At 69.2% G+C, this 26360-nt stretch carries 25 protein-coding genes and 2 pseudogenes; 16 read left to right on the forward strand and 11 right to left on the reverse strand.

Annotated elements, in window-relative coordinates; genetic code table 11:
• Positions 1 to 533: 533 nt before the first annotated feature.
• Complete coding sequence (locus tag ACFYU9_RS05520) at positions 534 to 1475, reverse strand: SDR family NAD(P)-dependent oxidoreductase (protein WP_389342705.1); 942 nt, start codon at positions 1473 to 1475, stop codon at positions 534 to 536.
• A gap of 427 nt (positions 1476 to 1902) precedes the next feature.
• Between ACFYU9_RS05520 and ACFYU9_RS05525 the strand changes: the two genes are divergently transcribed.
• Positions 1903 to 2307: a DUF6896 domain-containing protein gene (locus tag ACFYU9_RS05525; RefSeq protein ID WP_389342708.1), complete on the forward strand. Its 405-nt coding sequence runs from the start codon at positions 1903 to 1905 to the stop codon at positions 2305 to 2307.
• 14 nt (positions 2308 to 2321) lie between these two features.
• Here ACFYU9_RS05525 and ACFYU9_RS05530 read toward each other — a convergent pair.
• Positions 2322 to 2678, reverse strand: a pseudogene (locus ACFYU9_RS05530) (transposase); the annotation flags it as partial.
• Between ACFYU9_RS05530 and ACFYU9_RS05535 the strand changes: the two are divergent.
• Positions 2638 to 3102 carry a hypothetical protein gene (locus ACFYU9_RS05535; protein ID WP_389343038.1) on the forward strand — a complete coding sequence of 155 codons (465 nt, stop codon included), beginning with the start codon at positions 2638 to 2640 and terminating at the stop codon, positions 3100 to 3102. The pseudogene ACFYU9_RS05530 and the gene ACFYU9_RS05535 sit on opposite strands and share 41 nt — an antisense overlap.
• A 503-nt stretch (positions 3103 to 3605) precedes the next feature.
• On the opposite strand, the gene ACFYU9_RS05540 is transcribed toward ACFYU9_RS05535, so the two are convergent.
• A complete protein-coding gene (locus ACFYU9_RS05540; protein ID WP_389342711.1) occupies positions 3606 to 4901 on the reverse strand; it encodes a M14 family zinc carboxypeptidase in 1296 nt (431 codons plus the stop codon).
• 50 nt (positions 4902 to 4951) lie between these two features.
• Between ACFYU9_RS05540 and ACFYU9_RS05545 the strand changes: the two genes are divergently transcribed.
• Entirely contained in the window at positions 4952 to 5560 is a 609-nt protein-coding gene (locus ACFYU9_RS05545) for a TetR/AcrR family transcriptional regulator (protein ID WP_389342714.1), read from the forward strand.
• A 341-nt stretch (positions 5561 to 5901) separates the two neighbouring features.
• Here the strand turns inward: ACFYU9_RS05545 and ACFYU9_RS05550 are convergent, their stop codons facing one another.
• From ACFYU9_RS05550 to ACFYU9_RS05560, 3 genes are read right to left on the reverse strand one after another with little or no spacing between them, the layout of a single operon-like run.
• Complete coding sequence (locus ACFYU9_RS05550; RefSeq protein ID WP_389342717.1) at positions 5902 to 6867, reverse strand: carotenoid oxygenase family protein; 966 nt, start codon at positions 6865 to 6867, stop codon at positions 5902 to 5904.
• Between the two features lie 10 nt (positions 6868 to 6877).
• Positions 6878 to 7276: a carotenoid oxygenase family protein gene (locus tag ACFYU9_RS05555; protein WP_389342720.1), complete on the reverse strand. Its 399-nt coding sequence runs from the start codon at positions 7274 to 7276 to the stop codon at positions 6878 to 6880.
• Complete coding sequence (locus tag ACFYU9_RS05560; protein ID WP_389342723.1) at positions 7273 to 7902, reverse strand: TetR/AcrR family transcriptional regulator; 630 nt, start codon at positions 7900 to 7902, stop codon at positions 7273 to 7275. The genes ACFYU9_RS05555 and ACFYU9_RS05560 overlap by 4 nt, the downstream gene beginning before the upstream one ends.
• Before the next feature lie 453 nt (positions 7903 to 8355).
• Here ACFYU9_RS05560 and ACFYU9_RS05565 point away from each other — a divergent pair, with 453 nt between their 5' ends.
• The 5 genes from ACFYU9_RS05565 (at position 8356) to ACFYU9_RS05585 (ending at position 13176) form a co-directional block, all read left to right on the forward strand.
• The gene (locus ACFYU9_RS05565; RefSeq protein ID WP_389342726.1) at positions 8356 to 9027 is read left to right on the forward strand and encodes a DedA family protein; all 672 of its coding nucleotides are present in this window, start codon (positions 8356 to 8358) and stop codon (positions 9025 to 9027) included.
• A complete protein-coding gene (locus ACFYU9_RS05570) occupies positions 9024 to 9629 on the forward strand; it encodes a phosphatase PAP2 family protein (protein WP_389342729.1) in 606 nt (201 codons plus the stop codon). The genes ACFYU9_RS05565 and ACFYU9_RS05570 overlap by 4 nt, the downstream gene beginning before the upstream one ends.
• Positions 9630 to 9950: 321 nt before the next feature.
• On the forward strand, positions 9951 to 10604 hold the full coding sequence (locus ACFYU9_RS05575) for a response regulator transcription factor (protein WP_389343014.1): 654 nt from the start codon (positions 9951 to 9953) through the stop codon (positions 10602 to 10604).
• An 80-nt stretch (positions 10605 to 10684) separates the two neighbouring features.
• A complete protein-coding gene (locus tag ACFYU9_RS05580) occupies positions 10685 to 11863 on the forward strand; it encodes a sensor histidine kinase (RefSeq protein ID WP_389342732.1) in 1179 nt (392 codons plus the stop codon).
• Positions 11864 to 11901: 38 nt separating this feature from the next.
• On the forward strand, positions 11902 to 13176 hold the full coding sequence (locus tag ACFYU9_RS05585; protein ID WP_389342735.1) for a hypothetical protein: 1275 nt from the start codon (positions 11902 to 11904) through the stop codon (positions 13174 to 13176).
• Positions 13177 to 13552: 376 nt separating this feature from the next.
• On the opposite strand, the gene ACFYU9_RS05590 is transcribed toward ACFYU9_RS05585, so the two are convergent.
• A complete protein-coding gene (locus ACFYU9_RS05590; RefSeq protein ID WP_389342738.1) occupies positions 13553 to 14839 on the reverse strand; it encodes a sensor histidine kinase in 1287 nt (428 codons plus the stop codon).
• A 156-nt stretch (positions 14840 to 14995) separates the two neighbouring features.
• Here ACFYU9_RS05590 and ACFYU9_RS05595 point away from each other — a divergent pair, with 156 nt between their 5' ends.
• From ACFYU9_RS05595 to ACFYU9_RS05615, 5 genes are read left to right on the forward strand one after another with little or no spacing between them, the layout of a single operon-like run.
• Complete coding sequence (locus ACFYU9_RS05595) at positions 14996 to 15640, forward strand: hypothetical protein (RefSeq protein ID WP_389342741.1); 645 nt, start codon at positions 14996 to 14998, stop codon at positions 15638 to 15640.
• Entirely contained in the window at positions 15640 to 16332 is a 693-nt protein-coding gene (locus tag ACFYU9_RS05600; RefSeq protein WP_389342744.1) for an ABC transporter ATP-binding protein, read from the forward strand. Before ACFYU9_RS05595 ends, ACFYU9_RS05600 begins: the two co-directional genes overlap by 1 nt.
• On the forward strand, positions 16329 to 17039 hold the full coding sequence (locus tag ACFYU9_RS05605; RefSeq protein WP_389342747.1) for an ABC transporter ATP-binding protein: 711 nt from the start codon (positions 16329 to 16331) through the stop codon (positions 17037 to 17039). The genes ACFYU9_RS05600 and ACFYU9_RS05605 overlap by 4 nt, the downstream gene beginning before the upstream one ends.
• Positions 17036 to 19693 (forward strand): FtsX-like permease family protein, encoded by a 2658-nt coding sequence (locus tag ACFYU9_RS05610; RefSeq protein WP_389342750.1) that lies wholly within the window; start codon positions 17036 to 17038, stop codon positions 19691 to 19693. Before ACFYU9_RS05605 ends, ACFYU9_RS05610 begins: the two co-directional genes overlap by 4 nt.
• A 23-nt stretch (positions 19694 to 19716) precedes the next feature.
• Positions 19717 to 20448 (forward strand): response regulator transcription factor, encoded by a 732-nt coding sequence (locus tag ACFYU9_RS05615; RefSeq protein ID WP_389342753.1) that lies wholly within the window; start codon positions 19717 to 19719, stop codon positions 20446 to 20448.
• Between the two features lie 187 nt (positions 20449 to 20635).
• On the opposite strand, the gene ACFYU9_RS05620 is transcribed toward ACFYU9_RS05615, so the two are convergent.
• The 4 genes and pseudogenes from ACFYU9_RS05620 to ACFYU9_RS05635 form a co-directional block, all read right to left on the reverse strand.
• The gene (locus ACFYU9_RS05620) at positions 20636 to 21106 is read right to left on the reverse strand and encodes an SMI1/KNR4 family protein (protein ID WP_389342756.1); all 471 of its coding nucleotides are present in this window, start codon (positions 21104 to 21106) and stop codon (positions 20636 to 20638) included.
• A 193-nt stretch (positions 21107 to 21299) separates the two neighbouring features.
• Positions 21300 to 22164, reverse strand: a pseudogene (locus ACFYU9_RS05625) (IS701 family transposase); the annotation flags it as partial.
• A 301-nt stretch (positions 22165 to 22465) separates the two neighbouring features.
• Complete coding sequence (locus ACFYU9_RS05630) at positions 22466 to 22783, reverse strand: hypothetical protein (protein ID WP_389342759.1); 318 nt, start codon at positions 22781 to 22783, stop codon at positions 22466 to 22468.
• Positions 22784 to 22896: 113 nt separating this feature from the next.
• Positions 22897 to 23118: a hypothetical protein gene (locus ACFYU9_RS05635; RefSeq protein ID WP_389342761.1), complete on the reverse strand. Its 222-nt coding sequence runs from the start codon at positions 23116 to 23118 to the stop codon at positions 22897 to 22899.
• Between ACFYU9_RS05635 and ACFYU9_RS05640 the strand changes: the two genes are divergently transcribed.
• The 3 genes from ACFYU9_RS05640 to ACFYU9_RS05650 all read left to right on the forward strand — a co-directional run bounded on the left by ACFYU9_RS05640 (position 23117) and on the right by ACFYU9_RS05650 (position 26122).
• Positions 23117 to 23896: a hypothetical protein gene (locus tag ACFYU9_RS05640; RefSeq protein WP_389342763.1), complete on the forward strand. Its 780-nt coding sequence runs from the start codon at positions 23117 to 23119 to the stop codon at positions 23894 to 23896. The two genes, ACFYU9_RS05635 and ACFYU9_RS05640, sit on opposite strands and share 2 nt — an antisense overlap.
• 231 nt (positions 23897 to 24127) lie before the next feature.
• Complete coding sequence (locus ACFYU9_RS05645; protein WP_389342766.1) at positions 24128 to 24328, forward strand: hypothetical protein; 201 nt, start codon at positions 24128 to 24130, stop codon at positions 24326 to 24328.
• A gap of 897 nt (positions 24329 to 25225) precedes the next feature.
• Positions 25226 to 26122, forward strand: a complete 897-nt coding sequence (locus ACFYU9_RS05650; RefSeq protein WP_389342768.1) for an aminoglycoside phosphotransferase family protein — start codon at positions 25226 to 25228, stop codon at positions 26120 to 26122.
• Positions 26123 to 26360: the final 238 nt, after the last annotated feature.

Below are 26360 nucleotides of genomic sequence, written 5' to 3' on the forward strand. Positions count from 1 at the left end.
GTCCGCATTCCTGTCAAGGGGAAGCAGCAGAGCGGGCTCCGGGACCACACGCTAGCGGCCGCCGCAGACCGCCAGCCGCACCTGGTCATCGTGCAAGGTTCCTGCTGGCTCCAGCTTCCCGACGAGGGCCCTGTTCAACTGCGCGCAGGTGAGTGGGACAGGCACGGTTACCTGGCCACCATCGACGGCCACCAAGCCACCCAAGGACCGTCCTGGCAGGAGCTCACGCACATCGCCGGCACATCGGGCACCGAGGTTCCCGGGATCCACGCGCCACACGTCCGCCTGCTGGTCCTGCTTCCCACTCGCGGCGACAGAAACCTGCCCTGCGACGCGGCCCACGGGAGGGTGACGTCGCTAATTCTGGATAGCGTCTGGGTGCTTGCTTCGGACCATAGTCGTGCTCTGTGCGACGAGGGGGCCAGGTGCTGCCGAATCGCCGCCACTCGAGCACGCGCCGAGTAACAACCCGCCAACTGAGTAGGCCACTTGATCCCTCACAGAATCCTGTCGGCCACCTGTGCGTGCCTGAGCTATCCAGAGGTGATGCTGAGGTCGGCGCCGGTCAGATCACGGCTTGCATCCCACAACCGTGCCGCAACCGAGCGGTCGGCTAGGTGGTTCCAAACCGCTTCGCGTCGAGGCTCGCCGCGCAGGCCGAAGACGCGTGGTCCCCACAGCTGGCCTCCGGCCACGGCCGGATCGAGCACCGCCCGGACCGCGGGCCATGCGCCGGCGTCCTTGCCCTGGACGAGGAGGGCCGCAGGGGCCGCGCTCAGCCGTGCGCCGGCAGTCCGCACATGGACCGGCGGCCGCGACGGGGTGAGGGAGTCCAGTGCGCCGCCGGGATGGACCACCACGCTTGCCACCGGGCTGCCGGCAGCCCGCAGGCGGCGGTCGAGTTCGATGCCGAAGTACATCTGTGCCAATTTGGAGCGTCCGTAGGTGCGCTTGGGCCGGTAGTCCTTGCAGGACTGCAGGTCGTCCAGGTCGAGCCGCTCGGACTTCGCCGCGAAGCTTCCCACGGTCACAACGCGGGCCGCCGGCGCAGCCGACAGCAGTGGCATCAGCCACTGGGTCAGGACGAAGTGCCCGAGGTGGTTCGTGCCGAACATGAGCTCGTGGCCGTCCTCGGTCTCTCTGCGCGGCGGGTCGTCAAGCGCGACGCCGGCGTTGTGGACGACCGCGTCAAGGCGTTCCACCTCCAGCGATTCCACCGCTGCTTCAAGCGAGCGGAGGTCCGCGAGATCCAGCCGAATGGTCCGCACCCGCGCACCGGGGACACGTGCACGGATCGATGCTGTGGCGATCTCGGCCTTGGCAGGACTCCGGCTGCCGAGTACGACGGTGGCTCCGGTTGCCGACAGCTGCTCAGCGACGAAGTACCCGATGCCGGCGTTGCCGCCGGTGACCAGGAAGACGCGACCGTCGGCCCCAGGCAGCCGTCGGACATCCCAGGGCGAGGTTGATGACATGGCGATGGGGCTCCCCTGCTGTTGAAGGCGGTTGCAGCTGTTTCCTCGTGCAATTGACATCCACGGTTCCAGCGGCCACCGACAGATCGCCTATGAAATACCGACAGTCCCGCCAGACGGTCGGCAGTCTGCCGACGTGGTGTTGGCCCATCGCCGTACCACGCCGCTCAGAGTCACATTGGCCAACGGTCCACAGAAAGGGCAGGGTGCCGAAGCCCAGCTGCATTCCAGGCGCCCGCGCTGCCGCGGCCACCGTGTCACCCTCCACCGCATGCGGCGCAGCTTCCTTGATCGCTCGTGGGGCCTGATGGGTGGGCCTGCTGCGTGGCTGTGAGGGACTCACTGATCGTTTCAGAATGCCGTCCCGCAGACGCCGGCGGCTCATGGAACAATCCCTTCAGCCACAGGCTCAGGGGGATGACGCCGTATGGAACGGGTTGGGGCTGCACGGGAACTCGTGCTTGGTTACGTTCACGCTCTGAACGCGGTTGACGAGGCCATGAGGGCGGCGATCCCCTCGCTTGAGCGACTCGCAGATGTCCTCAGCCTGGTCCGTTCGCGCCGAATCATCGGCCGGAGTGGGCACGTCGGCACCTACTCCTACACGGTTCATGGGGCAGGGTGCCGTTTCGTGTGCGACAACGGCGCTGAGGTCGATGTGGACTTCGCAGCCGACGGGAGCGAAGTCTTCGACCTCTGGCGGCTGCGCTGGTATGGACTGAGCCTGCCGGAGCCGCTTGACGTCACGGATGAGGACCTGTGCGCCGCGGTGCGATCCCTGCAACCGCCTCTGACCGAGGTGCGGCCGGGGTGGTTCAGCGCAGCCAATTGATCGTTTGAGTATGAGGTGCGCAGGCGGCTCACCCATATGAGGCTGCAGGTCAGTTCGAGCAGGCCCTGCTGGAGATAGGCGCGTCGCTCGTAGCGGGTGCGGAGCCGTTTGAACTGGTGCAGCCAGGCGAAGGCGCGCTCGACCACCCAGCGCACCTTGCCCAGTCCGGACCCGTGGGCGCCGTCGCGTCGGGCGATCAGTGGTTTGATGCCGCGCTTCCACGGCAGGCGGCGGTACTTGTCGAAGTCGTAGCCCCGGTCGGGGTACAGGCGCCGGGGCTTGCGGCGGGCTGCCTGTTCGCCGGGTCGGGCCGAGCCTGACAGCCCCCTGGTGGTCTTCGCGGACCCCATCGCGGCTCTGCACGAGCTCACCGATGGCCGCCTGAGCCGGACGGCCGCGGCAGAGGAGTACGTGAACCTGCTGCAGGCCCTGCCCTCGTTCGAGGGTGTCGAGATCTGGGACCGCGCCCTGGAGGGCCTGCAGACCGGGGAGTACGAGGTCGACTGCCCTTATTGCGGCGTCAACATGTTCGTCGTCATCGGACACGGCGACTTCTTCTGCTGCACTGACGACTACGCGCTGCAAGAAGTGGAGAAGTCACCCCTCGAACCGGCGCGGGTGCAGCAATTGGAAGAGCTGACCCGGAGGCTGCTCACGCGGGCCTTGGCGGATGGCCAGGAGGGCTTGGCGCATGGCGTGCGTTACCTGTTCGGGCGGGCCGCCTGCCCGGACTGCGGGACCGACTTTTCGGTGGCCGAGCGTGTGGTGGCGGGCTGGATTCCGCAACCGGCCTGAGGCTACGTGTGGGCGAGGATTCGAGACCGTAGCAGGCGGAAGCCGGCTCGCCCGTACATGGCTCGCTTGATCGTTTTCATGCGGCGACACTGCCTTCGACCTACCTTGCCTGAGCTCCATGCGTAGGTGAGGTCGGCGGTGACAGCGTCGAGTTCTTGTCGGAGGCACGCCTCGAACTTCGCGGCCGGGACGTCAGACTGGTCGGCTTGACGGATGCAGGCGGGCAGCAGCCGACCTGCATCACCGCATGGATCATGCGGGCTCGCGAGCGGGTCAGCACCCCGGAGGTCGTGCACCTCGACCAGACTCGTCTCGCCTGCCCGGACATCGCGCGGGCCTGCGACCTCGCCCGGGTCTTCACCGACCTCGTCCGTATCCGCCGGTTGCTCGGATCTGCTCGTCTTGTCTCCCCGCTTGCGGCCCGTTGCCGTGCGGGAGGGCGTTCCTCACGGTGGGGTGTCCAGGACTGGCGATCGATCAGGCTGTCCTCTCAGGTTCGGCTGCTATTTGGTGTGAGTCGCTGTCTGTGCGGCGAGCAGGATGGCGGCCAGCTGTACGGCGATCGGCTTGCGGATCTCCAGGCGCATGCCGGCTGTTTCGTTCTCGGCCTCTGCTACCCAGCGGTCGAAGTGCCGGGTGAGCAGCTCGTGTTGAGTGTGGATTGCCGGGGCGGGATTTCCCGCGGCGATCTCGGCGTCGAGCATCCGCAGGCAGGTTCCGAGGAGTCGGAGACGGACCAGATGCACGCCCTGGCGCTGGTCGAACTCCTCGGCAACCGTGGCGGGCCGGTCGGATACGGCGAATGTCTCGGCCTGTGCGGCGTGAGTTCGCAGGGTGCGCAGAGTGCCTTCGGTCGTGTGACGGAACGGCGACTGGACAGTGAGGTCGTCGGCGACGGCGTCCAGCGCGGCCGCAAGCACCGTGAATACCTCACGCCGTTTCACCGCGGCTTCCTGTGCCAGGGCTCGGTGGCCGATGCCTGCCGGGCTCTGGTCGGCGACCCGGGCGTCGGTCCACATGGGTACCTCGGCGACAAGGTGCAGTGCGTCGAACTGGGCGGCGTAGTCGGCGCTGCCGGCGCCTGCGCCGAAGGCAGGACCGACGGCGGCACCGGTGAACGTCGAGTAGACGCAGGGGGCGATCAGGCGCGAGCCGGGCATTTCCGGTTCGCCGTGGTGGCCCGGCAGCCCCTGAAGGGCGGCGAGTTCGCCGAGGTCCCGCGCGAGCGCCGCGTTGTCGCGGTTGAGGTAGTAGAACACCCCCTGGTGCTCGCCGTTGTGCAGCGAGCAGACCAGGCTCGGCGTGATCTCGTCCATCAGGCGCATCAGGGCCGTGGTTTCCGGCAGGGGACGGTCGAAGCGGTAGTCGTCGGTGACGAGGGGAAAGGTCCATTCGACCTGCCGGTCCAGGTCGGGGCGGTAGAAGTGCCGGGCGTAGGCGCGTCGATCGCCGGGGTGGCCGTACCAGCCCTCGTTGAGCCGGGCGCCGTCCGGGTCGGCGCAGGCGACGAAGTGCCACTTCAGGCCCAGCCCTTCGCGGAGTTCCGCGTCGCGGCAGAGCAGGTCGGCGAGGGCGGTGATCGTCCGGAAGCCTATGGGCTCGTTGGGGTGGGGGCCGCCGATGACCAGCGCGTTGGCCGGGCCGTCGCCGATGGTGAGCAGGCGCAGGGGGTCGCCCCGTCGCGAGGTTCCAATCGTCCGGGTACGGGCCAGGGCCGGGTAGGCGGCGGCCAGCGCGTCGAGTTCCGCGTGGAGGGCATCGACGGTGGGGAAGGACGTGCAGTCGGGCACCTGGCCCATGATCGCCACAATATCCATAACTCGGTTACTGTAATAATCGAGTTATGAGAATGACAAGGGGTGAGATCAAGGAGCGCAACCGCCGCGCCCTCCTTCAGGCCGCGCGCCAGGCGGTAGCCCGGGATGGGCATCGCGCGCGGCTGGAGGAGATCACCGAGCAGGCCGGTCTGACCACTGGCGCTGTCTACTCGTTGTTCGGCAGCAAGAACGGCCTGCTCGCTGCTCTGGTGGAGGACCTGTCCGGCCACCACTACGCCGCGGTCGAGCAGGCCGTTCCGGTCGGTCTGGACCTCGTGGAGGCAGTCGATGCGTTCGCCCGCTTCGGTGTCCGCACCTGCGCGGACCCCGAGGCGCTGGCGCAACTGTCATTCGAGACAGGTCTTCAGGACATGGCCCTCCGTGACCCGGGTCTGCGGGCGGTGCTCGCCACGTCGATCCGGAGCCATGAGGAATGCCTGGCCGAGGTGTTCACCGGCAGGGCGTTCCCCGGGGGGAGCGTGACCCAGCCGCAGGCGCGGCGACTGGCGACGGTGCTGCGGGCCCTGCTCGCCGGGTTGGGGCAGCGCGCTGTGCTCGGACTGGACGAGGAGCACAGTGAACAGCACTTCGCCGCCGCAGCGCGAGCGATGGCCACACCCGCTGTGCTCGGGCCGGCGTGACCGTCACCCCGTATGCCCCCCGTTGGATCAGCGGTTGCAGAACGGTGTGCCCGTCGACGGCGTCTTCGGTCGGAACAGGCGGAAGGCGATGAGGGACTTCCAGAACAGGGCCGGCCTCATCCGCGTGCTGCTGCGCCGCGGTCGACGGGATCGTCGGGCGAAGACCTGGAACGCCCTGATCGCCGAATCCCCACCCGGCTCGCCCCCGGAGCGCCCAGGCCGTCGGCTCCCCGCGGCTGCGCCCTGCAGTTCGCCAAGAACGCGAAGCACCCCACCGACTCCAGCCTCACCCTCGTCGACAACGGCCGGGTCATCGCCGGATACCGGGCGTGGGGCCGCTGTCAGGGGTGGGCGCTTGATGGGTCTCCCGGGATCCAGTTGCCGTGGAGGCCGAGAGGGATCCGTACGGGAAGGTGGACACGGGCGACCGGCTCGCCGGTGAAGTCCTGGGCTGACAGGATCACCAGATCCGCGGCGCCGCGCTCGGCGTCGTGTACGTACGCCATCACATATCCGTCGTCCTCTGCGACGGGCGACTCCGTCGGGACGAACACGCCCTCGCTCACCGCCCCGAAGCGGCCGAACTCATGCGCCTCAGTGGTACCGCGCACCAGGTCGTGCTTGAGGAGCGCACTGCTGAACCCCTCGTTCGGCCGCGGGTCTTCGGGGCCGGTGGGCGGCGCGTAGAGCTCGACCGCGGCGGCGTACCCGTACTGGTGAGGGCGCGCGACGCAACGGGAGTTGACCCGGGGAAACTCCTGGATGCGCTCGTCCAGCCGGTCTTCGCGAACCTTTCCGGCGACCAGGTCGACCCGCCAGCGGTCCAGGGTTGGACGGCTGGCGCCGAAGTCCCTGATGTTGAAGCCCGCGGGGTGCCGGACGATGTCGATGACCACGTCCGTGCCGTCCTCGTAGGCGTTGAGCGTGTGACCCACCAGGCTGGGGGCGACCTCGAACCAGCGCACGTCGCCGCCCATGCGTGACATCACACCCACCCGTGCCTGGTGGGATTCGTCCCAGACGAAGGGGACTCCGGTCGGCAGCTGAACAGCGCTGAACACCACCGGCGCGTCGAAGAGGATCACATAGTGTTCGGTCAGCGCGAAGTCGTGCATGTAGGGATTCCCGGGCACATGGACCAGTGTGGTCCGCACGACCGTGCCGGATTCGTTCATCACGATGTGCTGGGCATGCTGCGAGTCGTAGAGGAAGGCGAGCGAGTGCAGCTCCCGGGTGTGCGGGTCGAAGACGGAATGGGCGTTGGCGCTGTAGCCCTCGGGGGTCGCTCCGAGATCGCAGGGACCCACCGTGTCCAGATCATAGGTGAGTTCGTACGGGGCGTATCCCGCCTTCTAACAGGGCGAACGTGCGGCCTGCGAGCCCCGCGACCTGTACGTTCGGCGCCATGTCCAGTCGCTCGTCGACGGGAGTGCCCCGCCGTGGTTCCCCCAGTCGGTCGGCGACGGAGGACGACCGCACCCAGCGGTTGCGGTACCACTCGGCACGGCCGTCGCGGATGCGGACGCCGTGCACCATGCCCGCACCGAGCGTCCAGATGTGGGCGGCGGGGTCCTCGATGCCAAGCGGATTGGGGCCGTTGCGCAGATAGCGACCGTTGAGGTGGGCCGGGATCCGGCCCGTGACCGGCAGGTCGAACGCGGTGACCTCCTCGGTGACCGGCGCGAAACTTCCCGACAGATAACGGTTGATCGTCATGACGTCCGTCCTTGTCCCTGCTCGTCGGCGAGGAACGCCCGTCCCACCGCCGCCATCAGTGTGTCGAAGCGGCGGGCCGCAGCCTCCGGCGGGAAGTGGCCGGCGATCTCCAGGCTCACCGCCCCGTGTGCCGCCGCCCAGAGAAGCTTCGAGATCTCGTGTGCGTCTCCCGGCCCGAACGCGCCGGAGTCGATGCATGCCTGAACGGCTGCCACGGAAGCATCGAAGGCGCCCTCAGCCGCGCCCAGGGCCTCGGCGCTCGGCCGGAAGCCGGGCACAGCCTGCTCGAACATCACCCGGTAGTAGGCCGGTTCGGCCAGTGCGTGTGCACGGTAGGCGGCCGCCAGGTCGTTGAGTTGAGTCAACGGGTCCTCGGCCCGGGGGACTTGTAGCTGAACCCGGCGCAGGCGGGCGAATCCCTCCCGATAGAGCGCGTCGACCAGTCCTTCTTTGCCGCCGAAAATGGTGTACAGGACCTTGGTCGAAGCGCCGATCCCAGTGGCGATTCGCCGCATCGTCAGTGCGGCCGGTCCCTCCGTGACCAGCAGGTCTATGGCGTGGTCAAGGATCACGGTGCGCACGGCCGCTTGGCCGGCACGTTGAGCGTCCTGGTAAGGCGTGTTCATGGAAACACTGTAGCTCGTGGGTAACGTTGTTACCCGACTTTTGATGGAGCTCTACCGCTCAATGCCGCGCCCTCCCGGGCGGACAGTGTCGTAGGAATCGATCGTCCGGCCGACGGCGAACCTGCGCCCGCAGGCGTCATCACTCCGCGCGGGCGAAACGTACGTCGATGGCATCCGGGCGGCGGCACGCGAAAGTCGGCGGCCCGTGCCTCAGGCTCCAGGTGGTGTCGCCGGCGCAGCGCGCGTCGCTCGGCGCGGCCGCGTCGCGGGTCTGCGGCCGACCGGTCCGCGTACCGCGGTTTGCCGGTGGGTCACCGATCCGGATGGAGCATCGGCTGTTGATTCGATGCTTACCTCCCGGTCGTCTACAGTTGCGTAGACCGTCTACTTGGCTGTAGTCACTCCGCTGCGCCCGGGTGACCTCTGTCCGCCCCCTTGAGAGGCTCCGCCTGCATGGCCGCTTCCGTTCACGTCACGACCGATCTCGCGGTCAACCTGCTGGATGCGCATTCCCTGCTGGCCACCTTCGGTGTGCTGGGCATCGCGGTGGTCATGTTCGCGGAGACCGGTCTGCTGGTCGGCTTCTTCCTGCCGGGTGACTCGCTCCTCTTCACGGCGGGCCTGCTCTGTGCCGGTACGACGGGCAAGGCCTCGACCCTGTCGCTGCCCATGGTGCTGGCCGCCGCCGTCGTGGGCGCGCTGGCCGGCGCTCAGGTCGGGTACCTGATCGGACGCCGGGCGGGTGGGGCGCTCCTGGGACGTACCGGCAGCAAGCGGCTACGTGAGGGTGCCGAGCGCGCGGAGGTCCTTCTGGAGCGGTATGGACATGCCAAGGCCATCGTCCTCGCGCGCTTCGTTCCGGTCGTGCGTACGGTGCTCAACCCGCTGGCCGGGGCTCTCGGCGTTCCGGCGCGCACCTTCACCCTCTGGCAGGTGGTGGGCGGGTTGGTGTGGACGATCGGCCTCGTACTGGCCGGATACGGGCTGGGCTCCTCGATCCCCGACATCGACCGGTATCTCCTGCCGATCGTTGCCCTCATCGTGGTGGTCTCCCTGCTGCCCCTCGTGATCGAACTGCTGCGCTCCCGGCGTAGCGCCAAGCACAAGAGCGGAGCATCCCGATGACGCCCGTGTACGACGGCTCGCATCTCGACGGTTCCGCCTACACCGACGTGACCGGCCTCGCAGATCGCGCTCCGGGCTGGCTGGACGACGTGATCTCCGCCTGGTCCACCTACGGTCTGGCCGTGTTCGCCGCCTTGATGCTCATCGCATGGTGGAGAGCCCGGCGTGCTGGGACTGCCGTGGTGGTCAATGCCCTGGCGGTCCCGTTGATCACGTTCGCCGCCTTCGTCGTCGATCTGCTGCTGAAGACCGTCGTCCGCGAGGACCGGCCCTGCCAGACGCTCCATGTGATCACGCTGGAGGCGTGTCCCGCTCCAGGGGACTGGTCGTTCCCCAGTAATCACGCCGCCATTGCCGCTGCGGCGGCGGTCGCACTGCTTTTCGTATCGCGCCGTCTCGGTGCACTTGCCTTGGTCGCGGCGGCCTTGATGGCCGCCTCCCGGGTCTGGGTGGGCGCGCACTACCCGCACGACGTGATCGCCGGCTTCCTCGTCGGCGCCCTGGTGGCCTTCGCTGGCGCATGGACCGTCCGGCGCCACCAGGAAGCGCTGGCCGAGCGGCTGAAGAACACACCGCTGCGCCCGCTCGTGGTCGGCGCGTGAGCGGGAGCCGTTCCGCACGTCGTGCCGGAGCGCCGGCTGTGCCGGCGACCGGAGCGTCTGTCCTGTGGAGCGTTTGCCCCGCTGACCTTGTGAGCGGTGCCGGCATCGCCCTTGTGAGTGGTGCCGGCACCGCACCAACGGCTGCCCCGGGACGCGGTGGTGCGCCGTTGGCCGTTGCCGCACCACACGGATGTCTCCGTCGCGCTTGCCCGGGCTCTCACCGCGACCGCTGCAGAGTTGTCCCGTACGTCCTGCTCCTGATCGTCAGGCGGCTGATCAGGGCAGATGGAGATCTGGGACCGGACTATCCAGGGACGGCACATGGCTTTCATCTTGGTGTGCGAGGACGACGCGGCGGTCCGCGGCGTCCTCAAGCGCGCGCTGGAGCACGACGGCCATACGGTTTCCGTCGCCGCCACGGCGGACAGTCTGCTGCGGCAGCTCGCACCCGCGCCCCATCTGGTCGTCCTGGATCTGGGGCTCCCGGACGCCGACGGCCGCGACGTCTGCCTGGCCCTGCGGGCTCGCGGCGTTGACGTGCCGGTGCTGATGCTCACCGCCTTGGACGGCCTGCATCACAAGGTCGGCGGCTTCGAGGCCGGCGCCGACGACTACATGACCAAACCATTCGACATTCCGGAACTGCTGGTCCGCGTCCGAGCGCTACTGCGCCGGGCCACCGTCGCGCCCTCGCCGCGCGAGGTCGTCCTCGATCCGGCGAAGCACGCGGTGGCCTACGATTCGGCCAGCACGAGCCTGACCCCGACCGAGTTCCGGTTGTTGGGCCGCCTGATCGCCTCGCAGGGCGACGCGGTACGCCGCCACACCCTCGTCGCCGCCGGCTGGCCCCACGGAGCACAGGTGAGCGACAACACCCTCGACTCCTTCGTGCGCCGGCTACGGACCAAGCTCGGTGCGCTGGGGGTGGCCGACCGTCTGGTGACCGTCCGCGGCGTGGGCTACCGATGGCAGTGACAGGATTCCGCAACAGGGTCGTCGCCCTCACCGTACTGATCGCCACCGCCGTGGTCGCGATACTGGTCGCGGTCTCTCACGTGCTGCTGAGCCGCGTGACAGACGCCGACGCGCACGACCTGGCGCGTACCCGCGCCGAGGCGGTCTCGGCGAACGTCACCGCCAAGGGCGGCCGTGTCCTGCTCACGGAGAACAGCAGCGAGGCGCTGGACGAAGTCGCCTGGGTGTACGCCGACGGCAGCCTGATCGACGGGAACGTACCGCCCGGCGTGGTCGAGCGTGTCGAGGCGCTGGCCGACTCGGGGCGATCACAGACCGCCTTCGTCGACGACTACCTCCTGTACTCGCGGCGGGTCCCCGTCGACGGCCATAACGTCATGGTGATCGTCCGGGTGGACCTCACGCCCTACGAAACATCCGAGCAGCGCAGCCTGGCCCTGTCGCTGATACTCGGCGGCCTCGCGATCCTCCTCGCCGGCGGTGTCGCGTATCTCGTGGTGCGTCGTGCGCTGCGGGTCGTGCACGAGATGGCCGCCCTCGCCGACGACTGGGGCCATCACGAACCAGGGCGCCGCTTCGGCCTCGGAGTCCCTCGCGACGAGTTCGGGGAACTGGGCCGGACCCTGGACAACCTCCTCGAACGCGTCGACAACGCGCTCGCGGACGAGCGCCGGCTCACCGATGAGATCGCCCACGAGCTGCGGACACCGCTCACGGTGCTGCGGGGCGAGGCGCAGTTGGCGCAACTGTCCGGCGAGGGGGTGGCGCCTGAGGCGGTGCTGAGCGAGGTCGACCGCCTCAATGCGGCGATCACGACGATTCTGCGCGCCGCGCGAGCACGGACGGAGGCCGGGACCCGGTGCGATCTGCGCTCCGCCGCGCGGCGCGCCATCGCCGGCCGGGCGGTCGAGGTCGTCTTTCCCGCGAAGGCGGAGGTGGCGGTGGAGGCCGACGTAGCCGTGTCGCTGCTGTCGCCCCTGCTGGACAACGGCCTGCGGCATGCGCGGTCGCGCGTGTGGATCACCGCGCGCAACCAGGGCGAGGCAATCGTGCTCGATGTCCTGGACGACGGCCCCGGGTTCGATCCCGCGGAGGTCGACCGGGTCTTCGAAGCGGGTGTGACCGGCGGCGACGGGTACGGGCTGGGGCTGCCGGTCGTCCGGCGCATCGCCGCCTCGGCCGGTGTCGAAGTGCGGGCGATCGCGGACGGGCGTGGTCACGTCGAGGTGACGCTCCCGGCCGCGCAGGCGGCCACGTAGTCAGGTTAGGTGCAGGTTCCCCGCGTAAACCTCCCCGTATGACAACGACAACCGAAGCAGGCACGCGCACCGGGCGGCTCATGCTCAACAAGGTCCCCGAGGTCACCATCTGGTTCTGGGTGATCAAGATCCTGTGCACGACCGTCGGTGAGAGCTTCGCCGACTGGATCAACACCCAGCTGGGCGTCGGTCTGGTGAACACGGCCTGGATCTTCACCGTGGTCTTCGTGGTGGTCCTGGCCGTCCAGCTGCGGCTGAAGCGGTACGTCCCGTTCCCCTACTGGCTGACCGTGGTCGTCGTCAGCGTCACGGGCACCTTGTACACGGACATCCTGACCGACCGGCTGAACGTGCCCCTGTGGATCAGCTCCGCGGTCTTCTCGGTGCTGCTCGCGGCGGTCTTCGGCGTGTGGTGGGCGCGTGAGCGCACGCTGTCGATCCACTCGGTCACCACGCTCTCGCGGGAGTCGTTCTACTGGCTGACCGTCCTGGTCACCTTCGCGCTCGGCACCGCGACCGGTGACTGGATCCTGGAACTGACCGGCTGGAGCCCGGGCGTCTCCGTGCTGCTGCCGCTCGGCCTCATCGCGGCGATCACGGCGCTGTGGAGGTTCGGAGCGAACCCGGTGCTCTCCTTCTGGCTCGCCTACATCCTGACCCGCCCGCTGGGCGCGAACATCGGCGACTGGCTCGCCTCTCCCAAGGTCGCCCAGAGCCCGGGCGAGCCGACCGGACTCGCGCTGGGCACGTTCACCACCAGTCTGATCTTCCTCGGCCTGATCCTGGCGACGGTGGTCTACCTGACGGTGACGCGCTCGGATGTGACGGAGACCTACGAAGCGGCCCACGCCGCGCACGTCACCAGCGCTCCGCGCAACGAGCGCACCGCGCTGGCGGGCTTCGGACTGCTGGCTGTCGCCACCGCGGGCCTGCTGGTCTGGGCCCACGGTCAGCCGCACGTCGGCCCGGCGCCGGAGGACGACGCCACCTCGGCCGTCCAGATGGCTCCCGGCCAGGCGGTGAAGAATTTCCCGCCCGCCAAGGTCGGCGCGCTGCGGACCCTCGCCTCCACCTCGCTCAAGGACGCCCGTTCGGGGAACGCGACCGGTGCGCACGCGGCCGCCCAGTCGCTGCGTGACCTGTGGGATGCCGACCAGGCCACGCTCCAGCCACTGGACGACACCGGCTGGACCTCCATCGATGCTCAGATGGACAAGATGCTCGAGACCTTCGGTATCGATCACTCGAACCCGCCGATGTCGGCTGCGCAGCAGGAGAAGGAACTGACCACTCTCCTGGCGGACCTGGGCTGACGGGCCGCAGCACAAGCACGGCGCCCGGCCGGCCACCCGGCCGGCGGGCTCACGTGGGCGGTCGAAGCCGGCGTCAATGGCTTTGACCGCCCCGCCCCCACACGAGGTTCGAGGCGCGGCCCACCGCTCGTGGAGGTCAGAGCGCCCGACTCGCCGGATTCCCCGGCCGGCTGGGGGATCGGCTCGCGCGCCCGTGAGCCGGGGGCGGGTGGCCGAGATGGGAGCGCACTACGCGAGCTACGTCACGAGGTCGATCGGGCCGGGACGTACCGTTCAGCGGTTGAGCGAGCTGGGAAAGCCGGAGAGCAATGCGGCGGGGACTGCCTGCTGCCGGTGCTCGTCTTCGGCCTGTCACGGACAGCGGCGGTGAAGCGGATCACGTGTTCTCGTCCAGTGGAAGCAGAAGCGTGAAACGGGTGGGCGCCCGCCCGCTCAGGGTGAGCCGTGCCCCGGCCGCGTCCGCCATCTCCCGTGCGAGAGCCAGACCGATGCCCGTCCCCGCGCCCGTGCCACGGTCGAAGATCGCCTGACCGTCCAAGTCGGCGGATCCCTCGTCACGGACATCGACGGCGAGCGCAGTCCCCAGGTCGCGCAGCGTCACGGTCACGGTCCCGGCACCGTGTCGGTGGGCGTTGTCCAGGAGTACGTCGAGAATCTGGTCGGTGGTTCGCCCGGGCACGGAAAGCCGCTCAGTCTCCGGTTCCCAGACCAGGTCGAGGCGGCGGCCGTCCTGGGCGAGGACGCCGTGCCAGCGCCGTTCCGCAGCCCGCAGCAGGTCGGCGACCGGCTGTCCGGCGGCCGGGGCTGCCTCCGTGTCGTCCGCGGTGGCGATGCGGAGGACCTCATCGATGGTGTGGTCGAGGTGGTGTGCCTGTTCAGCGGCTTCGGCGAGTGCGGTCCGCGGGTCGGCGTCGGGGTTGGCGAGGGCCGATTCCAGCCCGAGCTGCAGGCCGGTCAGAGGGGTGCGCAGCTGATGGGAGGCGTTGGCGGCGAACCGCCTTTCGCGTTCCAGTAGCCGGGCGAGACGCTCGACCATGGAGTTGTGTGCCCGCGCCACCTCGTCGATCTCCTCGACGGAGCTGCCATCCGCGCGCGCGGTGAGGTCCCCGTCGGCGATGGCCAGCGATGTTCGGGCCAGTGCCTCCAGCGGAGTGCTGAGCACACGGGCTTGGCGGCGTGCCACCCAGACGGCCGCGAACAGCGCTACCAGGCACAGAGCGAGCAGCGCCGCCCAGCCCCACAGCACCCGGCCCCACACTCTGCTCGCGCGGGTCGAGGCACGGACCGCTCCCACGACCCGCTCCTGACTGGAGATGGGTACCGCGACGACCAGCTCACCGCCCGAACGTGCCTGCGCGACGCGGCCGGACAGCGCCTGCCGGACCGTCGCATCGGCAGGTGACGGCCCCTCCCCGGAGCGCAAGGCGCCGCTCGCGTCGTAGACCGCGCGCCGGACCCCGCCCCGGCTGCCCGGGAGCTCCACCGGGTCACCGGCCACGAAGTCGGGCCCCACCCGCACAACGGCGGCCATGGCGTCGCGTTCCAACCCGTCCCTCTCGTCCGCGAGAAACGTGAACCGGATCGCGACGGCAAGAGGCACCGCCAGCAGAAGCAGGGCCACGACAGCAGCCATCACCGCAACACGGACCACGTGCGCTCTCATGCCGCCATCATGGCGGCCCGGCGGCCCGCGCCCGAGACATCGCGAGCGGGTGGCGGATTTTGCCGTCCTCTCACCGTGCGAGGGGCAGCGGCTAACCCATGCCTCCCTAACGTCGTGGGCAGAGCAGTCGGCCCTCCTGCGAAGGACGCGAGGATCATGCGACTCACCCACACCCGCCCGCTCGTCTCCCTCGTCATCGCCGGTGCCGCCCTCGCCGGATGCGGAGCCTCCTCCCAGCCCGCCACCAGCCCACCGATCAAGGTCGCGCCCGCGACCCCCGCGCCGGTCAAGGTCGCGCCCCCACCCCCCGCACCGGCGCCGACCGAGTCGAATCCGGCCGGGGACATCCCGGACAGCCAGGTGTACGTGACCTACCGCTACGATCACGGCGGCTTCACGGTGAAGGTGCCGGAGGGCTGGTCCCGTACCCAGAAGGCCAACGGCGACGTGAGCTTCACCGACAAACTGAACCGGATCGAGCTCAGCGGCGCACCCGCCGCGACGCCCCCCACACCCCAGAGCATCAACGCGGCCGTCGTGCCCTCGCTGCGCGCCCAGGTGCACGGATTCACCCTCGGACGCATCACCACGGTGTCCCGAGGTGCTGGCCCGGCCGTCCTGGTCACCTATCGGGGCGACGGTCCCGTCGACCACGTGACCGGCAAGACCGCGCACGACTCCTTCGAGCGCTACGTCTTCTTCAAGAACGGGCATCAGGCGGTCGTCACCCTTTCCGGGCCGACCGGAGCCGACAACGTCGATCCCTGGCGTACCGTCACCGACTCACTGCGGTGGCTGTGATGAGTACGGCGGCAACCGCAACCGGCCCCGACGCCCTCACCGCTCGTGACCTCTACCGGTTCTACCGCTCGGGCGAGGAGGAGACGCTCGCACTGCGCGGGGTCTGCCTACAGGTCCGGCGCGGCGAGACCGTCGCTGTCACCGGTCCATCCGGCTCGGGCAAGTCCACGTTGCTGGCCTGCCTCGCCGGTCTGGACGAACCCGACGGCGGCGTCGTGCACGTGGGCGCCGAACGCGTCAGCCACCGGCCCGAGGCAGACCGAGCACGCCTGCGTGCCCGCCGCATCGGGGTCCTGCTGCAGTCGGGCAACCTCCTCGCCCACCTCGACCTCCGTGCGAACATCCGCCTCGCGCACAGCGCGGCCGGCCGACGCGCGCCCCGGGGGCCGGGTGCCGATGAGCTTCTGGAGCGAGTCGGCCTGGCGAACCGCGGAAGCGCGCTGCCCCGCCAACTGGCCGGTGGCGAACTCGCACGCGCCGCACTGGCCGTGGCCCTGGCCAACAACCCGGACGTGCTGCTCGCCGACGAGCCGACCGGCGAGCTCGACGGCAGCACGGAATTGCGGATCCTCGACCTGCTCCGCGAACACGCGCGCGCGGGCACCGCGGTGCTGCTCGTCACCCACAGCGCCGAGGTCGTCTCCATCGCCGACCGTGTCCTCACACTGCGCGACGGAAGGATTCGGCCGTGACCAGCCCCGACACCCTCGTCCGCTGTGAGGCAGCAGCCCGCACATACGGCGGCGGCGCGTCAGCCGTCGTCGCGGTCCACGGCGCGACCTGCGAGATCCGTCTGGGTGATCGGATCGCGGTCACCGGTCCGTCAGGCTCCGGCAAGTCCACTCTGCTGCACCTGATGGCCGCCCTGGAACAGCCCACCACCGGCCGTGTGTCCTGGCCCGGCCTTGCCGGGGGACCCGCGCCGGCACAGGTCGCGGTCGTCTTCCAGGGCCCCAGTCTGATTCCGACACTGAACGTCATCGAGAACACCGCACTGCCCCTCGTTCTCGCGGGACACCCGGAGGCGTCCGCACGGCGGCGTGCCCAGGCGTGCCTCGACCTCGTCGGCGCCGCCGACCTCACGGGGAAACTGCCCGAGGACATCTCGGGAGGACAGGCCCAGCGGGCCGCCGTCGCCCGGGCGCTCGCGTGCCGGCCGCGGCTGATTCTGGCGGACGAACCCACCGGCCAGCTCGACCGTACGACCGGCCGGCACGTCATCGACGTGCTGCTCGCCGCCGCTGACGAGCTCGGCGCCGCGGTCGTCGTCACCACACACGACCCTACGGTCGCCGAAAGACTCACGCTGCGGTGGAACATGCACGACGGACGGCTGAGTACCGGGCCGCCGTCCCCTCCGGTCACGCCCACGACCGTCCCGGAAGGGAGCACGCCGTGATCGTCTCCTGGATCTCGGGACTGCTGCGCCACCGCAGCGGACGACTCGCCGCAACCGCTGCCGGCATCGCGCTCGCCGTCGCGCTCGTTGCCTGCCTCGGCTCGTTCCTGACCGCCTCGAAGTCCACGATGACCGCCCGCGCCGTACGGTCGGTCGCCGTCGCCTGGCAGGCCGAGGTGCAGCCGGGGGCCGACCCGGGCGGAGTCCTGACGGCGGTCCGCGCCACCGACGGCGTACGGAGCGCGGAGCCCGTCGGCTTTCTGCGCAGTACGGGCTTCCAGGTCACCAAGGCCGGCAGCACTCAGAGCACCGGACCGGGTGTGGTCCTCGGCCTGCCCGCCGACTACCGCCATGTCTTCCCGAACGCTGTCCGTCCCCTGACGGGCAGCGGCACCGGAGTGCTCCTCGCCCAGCAGACCGCCGCCAACCTGCACGCGGCCCCGGGGGACACCGTCGTCATCTCGCTGCCCGGTATCCGGGCGGCCACCGTCTCCGTCGCGGGCGTCGTGGACCTGCCACAGGCCGACTCGCTGTTCCAGAAGGTCGGCGCACCACCCCAGTCGCAGCCGACCGCCCCGCCCGACAACGTCGTCATCCTGCCCCAGCCCCTCTTCGCCCGCCTGAGCACACCGGTCGCCGCCGTCGACCCGGCCGCCGTCACCACCCAGATCCACGTCGCCCGCGACGCCCGGCTGCCCGCCGACCCGGCAGCCGCCTACACCGCCGTCACCGCCGCCGCCCACAACCTCGAGGCCCGCACCTCCGGCGCCGTCCTCGTCGGCGACAACCTGGCCGCCGCGCTCGACGCCGCACGCCAGGACGCCCTCTACGCCCAGGTCCTGTTCCTCTTCCTCGGCATTCCGGGAGCCGTCCTCGCCGCGCTGCTGACCGTCGCGGTGGCAGGGGCCGGCGCCGACCGGAGGCGCCAGGAGCAGGCCCTCATGCGCACCCGCGGGCTCGGATCCCGCCAGGTAGCGGTCCTGGCCGGCACGGAAGCAGCAGTCGTAGGACTCGCAGGCGGCATCCTGGGCGTAGGGGCGGCCGCGCTCGTCGGGCGAGTGGCGTTCGGCACCGCTTCCTTCGGAGCGAGCACCACCTCCACCACCGCCTGGTCCGCCGTGGCGCTGGCGTTGGGCCTCGCCGTGGCGGGCACGGCAGTCCTGCTGCCCGCCCTGCGTGACCTGCGCCGGGACACCGTCGCCCGCAGCCGCCGCGAGGCCGGCCGCGACCGCGGTCCTTGGTGGATGCGCTACGGCCTGGACTTCGTCCTTCTCGCCGTCTCCCTCCTCGTCTTCCGCGCGGCCGGCGGCAACCACTACGCCCTTGTCCTGGCACCAGAAGGAGTGCCGAGCATCTCCGTGTCCTACTGGGCGTTCCTGGGTCCCGCCCTGCTCTGGCTCGGTGGTGCACTGCTGCTCTGGAGGATCAGCCACCTCCTCCTGGCCCACGGACGACCGCTCCTCGCACGCGCCGCACGCCCCCTGAGCGGCACGCTCGCCACCACCGCAGCGGCGACCATCTCACGAAGGCGCCGGCCCGTGGCTCGCGCGATCGTCCTGCTGGCCCTCGCCCTGTCCTTCGCCGCATCGACGGCCGTCTTCAACGCCACCTACCGCCAGCAGGCGGAAGTCGACGCCCGCCTGTCCAACGGAGCCGATGTCACCGTCACCCAGTCACCAGGCGTTCACGTCGCTCCCAGCGAGGCCTCGAGCCTGCACGTCGCCGGCGTACGCCACGTCGAACCCCTCCAGCACCGCTTCGCCTACGTAGGTGCCGACCTCCAGGACCTGTACGGGGTACGGCCCGCGACCATCACGACCGCCACGTCCCTCCAGGACGCCTACTTCGCCGGCGGAACGGCACGCAGCCTCATGGCCCGCCTCGCCGCGCACCCCGATGCGGTCCTGGTCAGCGAGGAGACCGTCAAGGACTTCAGCCTCGTGCCAGGTGACACCGTCAACCTTCGCCTGCAGGACAGCCGCACTCACGGCCTGCGCACCGTGCCCTTCCATTACGAGGGCATCGTCAAGGAGTTCCCCACCGCTCCCAAGGACAGCTTCCTGGTGGCCAACGCCGACTACATCGCGCGCAGCACCGGCAACGACGCGATCGGCGCCTTCCTCATCGACACCGGCGGCACCCACCAGAGCGCCACGGCTGCCACCCTGCGCCACAAGCTGGGCACCACGGCCACAGTGACAGACCTCAACCAGACCCGCTCCACCGTCGGCTCCAGCCTCACCGCCGTGGACCTGGCCGGACTCACCCGCATCGAACTCGGCTTCGCCGTGCTGCTCGCCGCCGCATCCGGCGGCATCGTCCTGGCCCTGGGCCTGGCGGAACGGCGCCGGACCTTCGCCCTCGCCACCGTCCTGGGCGCCACCCGACACCAGCTGCGCGGACTCGTCCTGGCCGAAGCGGCAGTGCTGATCATCGGAGGGCTCGCCGGAGGCGCGCTCATCGGCTGGGCCCTGTCCCGGATGCTCGTCACCGTCCTCACCGGAGTCTTCGACCCGCCACCCGCCTCCCTCGCCGTCCCCTGGACCTATCTCGCCGTCACCGCCGTCACAGCCGTCGGGGCCCTCACCGCTGCCGCCTTCCACGCCGCCCGGCGCTCGGCCAGGCCACCCGTGGAGGAACTGCGCGAACTGTGACACCTGCGCCTACGCTTCTGACCATGCCCGCCCCTCAGGACCGCGACTCCGCCACCACCCTCCTGGTCATCGAGGACGACGACACCATCGGACGCCACCTCGAAACCGGACTGCGCGGTCAGGGGTACGCCACCACCTGGTGCCGCACAGGCAAGGGAGGGCTCGCCGCGGCCCGCGCCGCGCCGCCCGATGCCGTCCTGCTCGACCTCGGCCTGCCCGACGCCGACGGCATCGACATCGCGCGCGAGCTGCGCAGCCGCCTGCCCGACGTTCTGATCATGATCCTCACCGCCCGCACCGACGACATCGACGTCATCGCCGGCCTCGACGCCGGAGCAGACGACTACCTGGTCAAACCCTTCACCCTGTCCGTACTGCTGGCCAGACTCCGCGCCCACCTGCGCCGCCTCCCAGCAGGACATGACGACCGCCGGGAGACGTACCGGCTCGGGAACCTCGTCCTGGACACGCGAGCACGCACATGCTTCGTCGGGGACGCCGAAGCACCCCTGCGCTCCAAGGAGTTCGACCTGCTCACCGTCCTCGCCCGGCACGCCGGGGCAGCGGTATCCCGTGAAGACCTCATGGCCCAGGTGTGGGACGAGAACTGGTTCGGCCCGACCAAAACCCTCGACGTCACCCTCGCCTCCCTGCGCCGCCGCCTCCAACAAGCAGCCACCGCGTCCCGGCAGCCCGCACGACCGCCGGTCATCGCCACGCTGCGTGGCTACGGATACCGGCTCGAGGAAGGCTGACCGCGGGGGCAGGAGAGGGGGAGGACTTTGCGGAGAGAGCCACCTGATCTGCCTCCATCAGAGCAGTCAGTCTGCTGTGCCGGGTGGTTGAGCTGACGGCTTACAACCGCTGACACAACGAGGTAAGTCGCCTACCGGAGCCTGAGGACAGCCGCAGCCGGGTGATGGCGGGAGTTCGGCCTGGTGGTTACATGTCGTGCCAGTTCACGAACATGTGCGGCCCTGATGCCGGGATCCGCTCGCTGAACGGATTCACCACGCCGGTGAGGACGGCCAGCAAGAACTCTGCCATGCCACCGTCGAAGATCGTCCAGCGGTTCGCCCCGTGCTGCGCCTGCCTCCGAAACGTCGCCACCCTCCAGCTGTCGGCTGCGCCCTTTCGGAGCCAGAAGGCGACGTCGCTGCTCGCCGAGTCCGCGAAGGGCAACAGGAGCGGCAAGTCTTGCTCGCCAAGGAGAGTGCCCAGCTCCTGGCAGTCCCGGTCCGAGAGTGCGGGATCGAGCCTGTCGAGGAGATCCCCGTATGGCGATCCGAGGACGGGAGGCGTGCTGACGGACAGGTATTCGTCGATCTCTCCGCCGCCGTACGACTCCACGAACTCCCGGTAGTCCGCAGGGAGTTCCAGCCGGGCTGCGTCGGCGAGCCCTTCCCAGTCCATCGCGTCTCCTCCGGAGAGAGGTGGCGGGAGTAGCTGACGCAGGCGAGCAACAGCAGGCTGAGGCATTTTGGGGTTCCTTCCTTGTCTCCGTGGCGCGCCGGTCTCGGGGGCTGCCCAGAGAGGTCAAACACGGGCGCCGGTGCGACTGCCGGCTGCGGTCCGAAGGGCTTGAGCTCCGCTCAGGAGCGCACGGCTAGCACAAGGATTGTCGCTGGTAATGACTGGTGCAGGATCGCTGCTGATGGCGGCGTGGCCAGTCGGACCAGCCGAGTCGGTGGGCGACATCGTGGCGGGCTGGAAGACGAGCGTGATGACCAGGCGCTGGATCTCGTTACAGGACAGTGGGACCAGCCCGTTTGGGACGGGGTTGCGGGCCTGTTCGTCGGCGCGGACTACGGCCAGGAAGGCGTGAGCGAGCATCGCGAGGGTGACCCAGCGGGTCCAGGAGGGGGAGCGGCTGACTTGGTGCTCATCGGGTCCGGCCAGCCCTTTCTCGGTCTGGAAGGTCTCTTCCACGCGCCATCTGGATCCGGCTGCCCGCACGAGCTCGGTCAGCGGCACCGGCCGGGGCGAGAGGCCGCGGTAGTAGGCGAGTTCGCCGGTGGTGCGGTTGCGGCGGCCTCCAGAGCCGTGCGCAGTTTCGGGTTGCTGCCGTAGACCTCGTACCGGTGACCCAGCCCACGTGATGTCCGGCGTCCAGGAAGCGTTCGACCATCGTGCGGGCCAGTTTCGGCTTGGTCGCGAAGACGGTGTCTCCGTCGAGCCCGCTGCCCGGCAGCGGTCCGGGGCTTGTCCAGGAGCGCGGGATGTCAGCTCCCGGTCCACCGCCGCGTGTCCCCGCTCGTCGGCGTAGACGAGGTAGACGGCGACCTGGGAGTTCTCGATCCGCCCGGCCGTTCCGGTGTACTGCGCTGAACCCCCACCGTGTGGGTGCCCTTCTTCACGTCGCCGGCCTCGTCGACGACCAGCACTGCCGCCTCGTCGTGGAGGTGCTCGATGGCGTATTCGCGCACATCGTCGCGGACGGCGTCGGCATCCGAGGAGGCCCGGCACAGCAATCCACGGTGGCCGTACCCGTGCCCGCAGCGACCCCGCCAGCAAGATCATGATTTGGCGAGTCTGCCGTGGCGGGTGAGTGCTTCCGCCCTGTTCCCCGAAGGCACCACCAACCGTGCTGTGGATGCCATTGACAGCAGGGCTCGGTCAGTCGCTTCGCCCGTAGTTCATGAACCAGGGAGTTTCGAAAAAGCGGGCCATCGTGAACGGGTGATGCGGATCGATGAGGATGCGGCAGACGAACTCAGCGGCTTGGCAGTCGAAGGCGACGTCCTCACCGTCGAAGGACCGGACCACGACAGGTCAATGGTCGGGGTCGCCACCGTCGACCCTCCAGCAATACAGGTTTTCGTGCTCCGTGCCTGCCCAGATGAGCAGGCCGTCCTCCCCGAGATCAGTCCACGGCTCCTGGTTCAGGTCCAGGAATCCGTCGAAGGCGCCCTTGCCGAACGTCTGGACCATGCGCTTGTAGTCGCTCGGCAGCGCGGTGCCCAGGCGGGACTCCCTCTCCGCCCAGTCCATGTCCGGTCGCTGGTCGGGAAGTGTCCAGCCGGTGATCAGTCTGAGCCGCTCCATCCAGTCGATGTCCTCGTCCTCGTCCTCGCCTGAAGCGACCTCCAAGGGTTTGGGCACCTCTCTGGGAGCAGTTACAAGCACCGACCACTCGGTCCCCTCGGCATCCCGCGCCGTCCCCATGCCAACCCACTGATCCCCGTACGCCCACGCCCGTAGCATCACGGCTCGGTCCCCGAAGGGGATGATGAGAGCCGCCCCCTGGAATCGTCGACCGTCGGATCGGTGAAGCCATCGAGGATGAGGGTGCGCGGGGTGCCATACCTGTCTATGAGTAGGTTGGTCAGGTCCTGCAGGTCCAGATCGCCGGGCAGGTGCATGTAGCTGTTCCCGGGGCCGAGTCGGGCCAGCAGATCGTTGACGTCCGCTTGTGTGAGCTCCATGGCGGACAGTGAAGCGCACCGCACTGACAATGTGGCCCTCAAAAGCCCTCGAATGATTCCTATCAGCGGGCACGGCCACGCCATGCTCTGCGGCCACTACCTGATCTTCTGTCTTCACGCAACGATGACCGTACTCGGCCCCGCCAGCAAGATCACGATCTACAGCTGGAGCACTAAGGTAATCACCGCCGGGGGAGAAGTGGGCAGCCACCTCTCCCTCGGCTTTCATTTCCATCGGAAGGCAACGACGATGTCGAATTTCTCGGACTGGCAGGACCGGATGCTGCGAGCTGTCTGGCGGCACGGGGGGCAAATCCCCGAGGAGGTGCTGACGTGGATGGCCGAGCTGCACGGCGAGCGTGGAGAAATTCCGGAATCGGAGTTCTGTGAATCCTGGACCTCGCGAACCTTCTCCATGGCGAGATCGGCCTTCGAGACGGTCACCAGGTCGGCGGAGCAGGACACCGGGGAAGCGGCCACCGGCGACGACTTCTGCTACATCGACTACGTCCGCGACCCGGACCTGGGACCGGTCGGTGTGGTCCACATCAAGTCGGCGGAGGTCTCCACACCCGATTCAGCAGAGGTTCTGGGTGCTGTGGCAGAAGGAGTGCAGGAATTCGTCATGAGCCACCATCGCGTGACCTGGCCCGTCTGTGGCGAGCACGACCGCGGTCTGCATGTGAGTTACTTCCATGAGACCGCGGTCTGGAAATGCGCGGGCGGGACCACGGATGGGCACATGGTGAGAGCGATCGATCCCGCCGTTCAGCTTTAGATCACCGCGGGCCCTTTCTCTGGGGCAGCCACCATCTCGCCATGATTGCCCCCTGTTCTCCGCGTGCTCCGATGCGGTTGTGGTGCGCCCGACCATGACCTGAGGTCATCCCTGAGCCTATTCCAAGCCGTTGGTTTTGACCGCGAGCTGGACACGCATGCGTAGCCACGAAGCTCCTGGTAGACGGGTTCTCAACCAAGATCACCCGTGTCTGCCAGGAGCTTCCCGTGCTTGTCCACCACGCGTGCCGCCATGCGCCCCGAGCTGGAGGCCGCGGCGAAGCTCGCCCGGGAGGTCCGCTCCTCCTGCGTCGCCGTCACCCTCGTCGTCCACGAGGAGTTCCTCTCCGTTAAGACACGCGTCACGCCGGCCTCGGTGAGGGAGTTGAGCCGTGCGTCGAGGGACTGCCTGGCAGCCGAGGCGTGTGCGTAGCCGAGGCGGACCTGCCCGACCGGTTCGGCGCTGGTGCTCGGCGGCCGGGGCAGTTCGGTCCGCGCCGACCCCGGCTTGCGTACGGGGGGCGTTTGGCGCGTTGAGCCCCTTGGCCAGTTGGGGCACGAGGCGGAAGCGGGCGGTGTGGTCCTGGATGGCCACCTTGCCCTTGCCGGTGCGGCATGGGGAGCCCGCGGGCGCGGCGCAGGCGGACATCGGGCAGTCCTGCGATTCCATGCGCTTGAACTCGGCGCTCACGGCAGCTGAGCGTTTCATGAGGGCGTTTCAGGCGTCCGGCCGTTTGCAACAACTGATGAACATGATCGGCGCAGGTGGGGCGGCCCGCGCGCGGGTGTTTTGTCCTGTCTCTGTGATGTCCGGGCAGTCTCGGAGATCTCCGGGCATGTTGTGGGGTGTCTCCGTCTTCTCCGGGTACGACGGACCCGGGCCTTCTACGGTCGTAGTTGCTGGGCAGCGATGTCGAGCCGGAGGCCGGGGTGGCGGGACATGAGGGTGTACCCGAGTCCGCGGAGGGTTTCGAGGTCGAGTTCGCCGATGTCGCGCCTGAGCGGCGGTTTCCGTCTCTATCCCGAGGTCGTCGCGGCCACCGCGCTCTACGCCTCCCCTCACTGGAGGAAGCTCGCACGCTCCGAGGACAGCGGATACCTCCGCTTCCGGGCCGAGTTCATCCGTCAGCTGCCACAGGAACGGATCCTTCGCAGGAGCAGCAAGCCGTGGTTCCTCAAGGAACTGGGAGACACCGCTCCACGCATCGAGGACGCCATAGCGGCAGCGCTTGCCTGCGGGTCTTCAGAGAGCTCGGGAGATCCAGCCGGGGAGCTGGATCTCCCCAAAGTGCAAGGTGGCATCCGCCTACCTCAAGTACGGTGACTCGGCATGATCGAATCCGAGATTGAGATCAGTGAGGATCTGGTCCGCGACCTGCTTCGGGAACAGCATCCGGACCTGGCCGAGCTGCCCATCCGCGAAGTGGCTGGCGGCTGGGGCAACCAGATGTGGCGCCTCGGTGACGAGTTGGCCGTCCGGATGCAGCGGATGGACACGAGCCCCGATCTGCAGTTCAAGGAGCGCCGGTGGCTGCCGACTCTGGCCGCGCGCCTGCCGCTGCCGATTCCTGTCCCTCTGCGGGACGGTGCGCCGTCCGAGCGCTTCCCCAAGATCTGGACCGTCATGACATGGGTCGAGGGCACGCCGCTGGACCACGGCTCGATCACTCGCGGCGACCATGCGGCCGAGACGCTGTCGGGCTTCCTCAGGGCGCTGCACGTGGAGGCGCCCGCCGACGCACCGACCGCTCCGGACTTCGGAGCTCACCCCAAGGACTGCACGGACGGCTTCGAGCACTTCTTCCAGGACGTTGCCCCTGCCGGCCTCGCCGACGAGATCCGTGAGGTCTGGGGCGAAGCGGTGGCGGCCCCGGGGTGGGAGGGCCCACCGGTGTGGGTGCACGGCGACCTGCATCCCGCGAATGTCGTCGTCGCGGACGGGACCTTGGCGGGTGTCGTCGACTTCGGCGCGCTGGTCGCCGGCGACCCGGCGTGGGACCTCGCGGCCGCCTGGCTGCTACTCCCCGCGGGCGGCGCCTCACGGTTTTTCAACAGCTACGCGCAGGCGGACGAGGCAGCGGTGCGACGGGCGCGCGGACTGGCCGCGATGAGGAGCCTGTTCCTGATGGCGATGGGCCAAGCCGGGGATCGCGGCCTGCCCGGCGGCAAGCCGAACTGGGGGCCCGCAGGCCGGTCCGCACTTGATCGTGTCCTGAAGGGCCTTTGACGTCGGCATGGATCGACTGGGCCTACCCGGCGGCCATGCACTCGCTGCCAGGAATCGATACAGCCCGGCCATGGGGACCGCGGTCTGAGAATCTCGGCGACGGCGCGGGCTGTCTCGAAGTCGAGCACGTTACGAATGCCGCCACGGTAGGACAGCCACCCGGAGCAAACTGAGACGATCCCAGACCCGGACGCCTCAGAGTTCTCCGGGCACCCCAGGTCAGAGGGCACCAGATGCC

The organism is Streptomyces sp. NPDC004327, assembly GCF_042873935.1.
Taxonomy (GTDB): Bacteria; Actinomycetota; Actinomycetes; order Streptomycetales; family Streptomycetaceae; genus Streptomyces.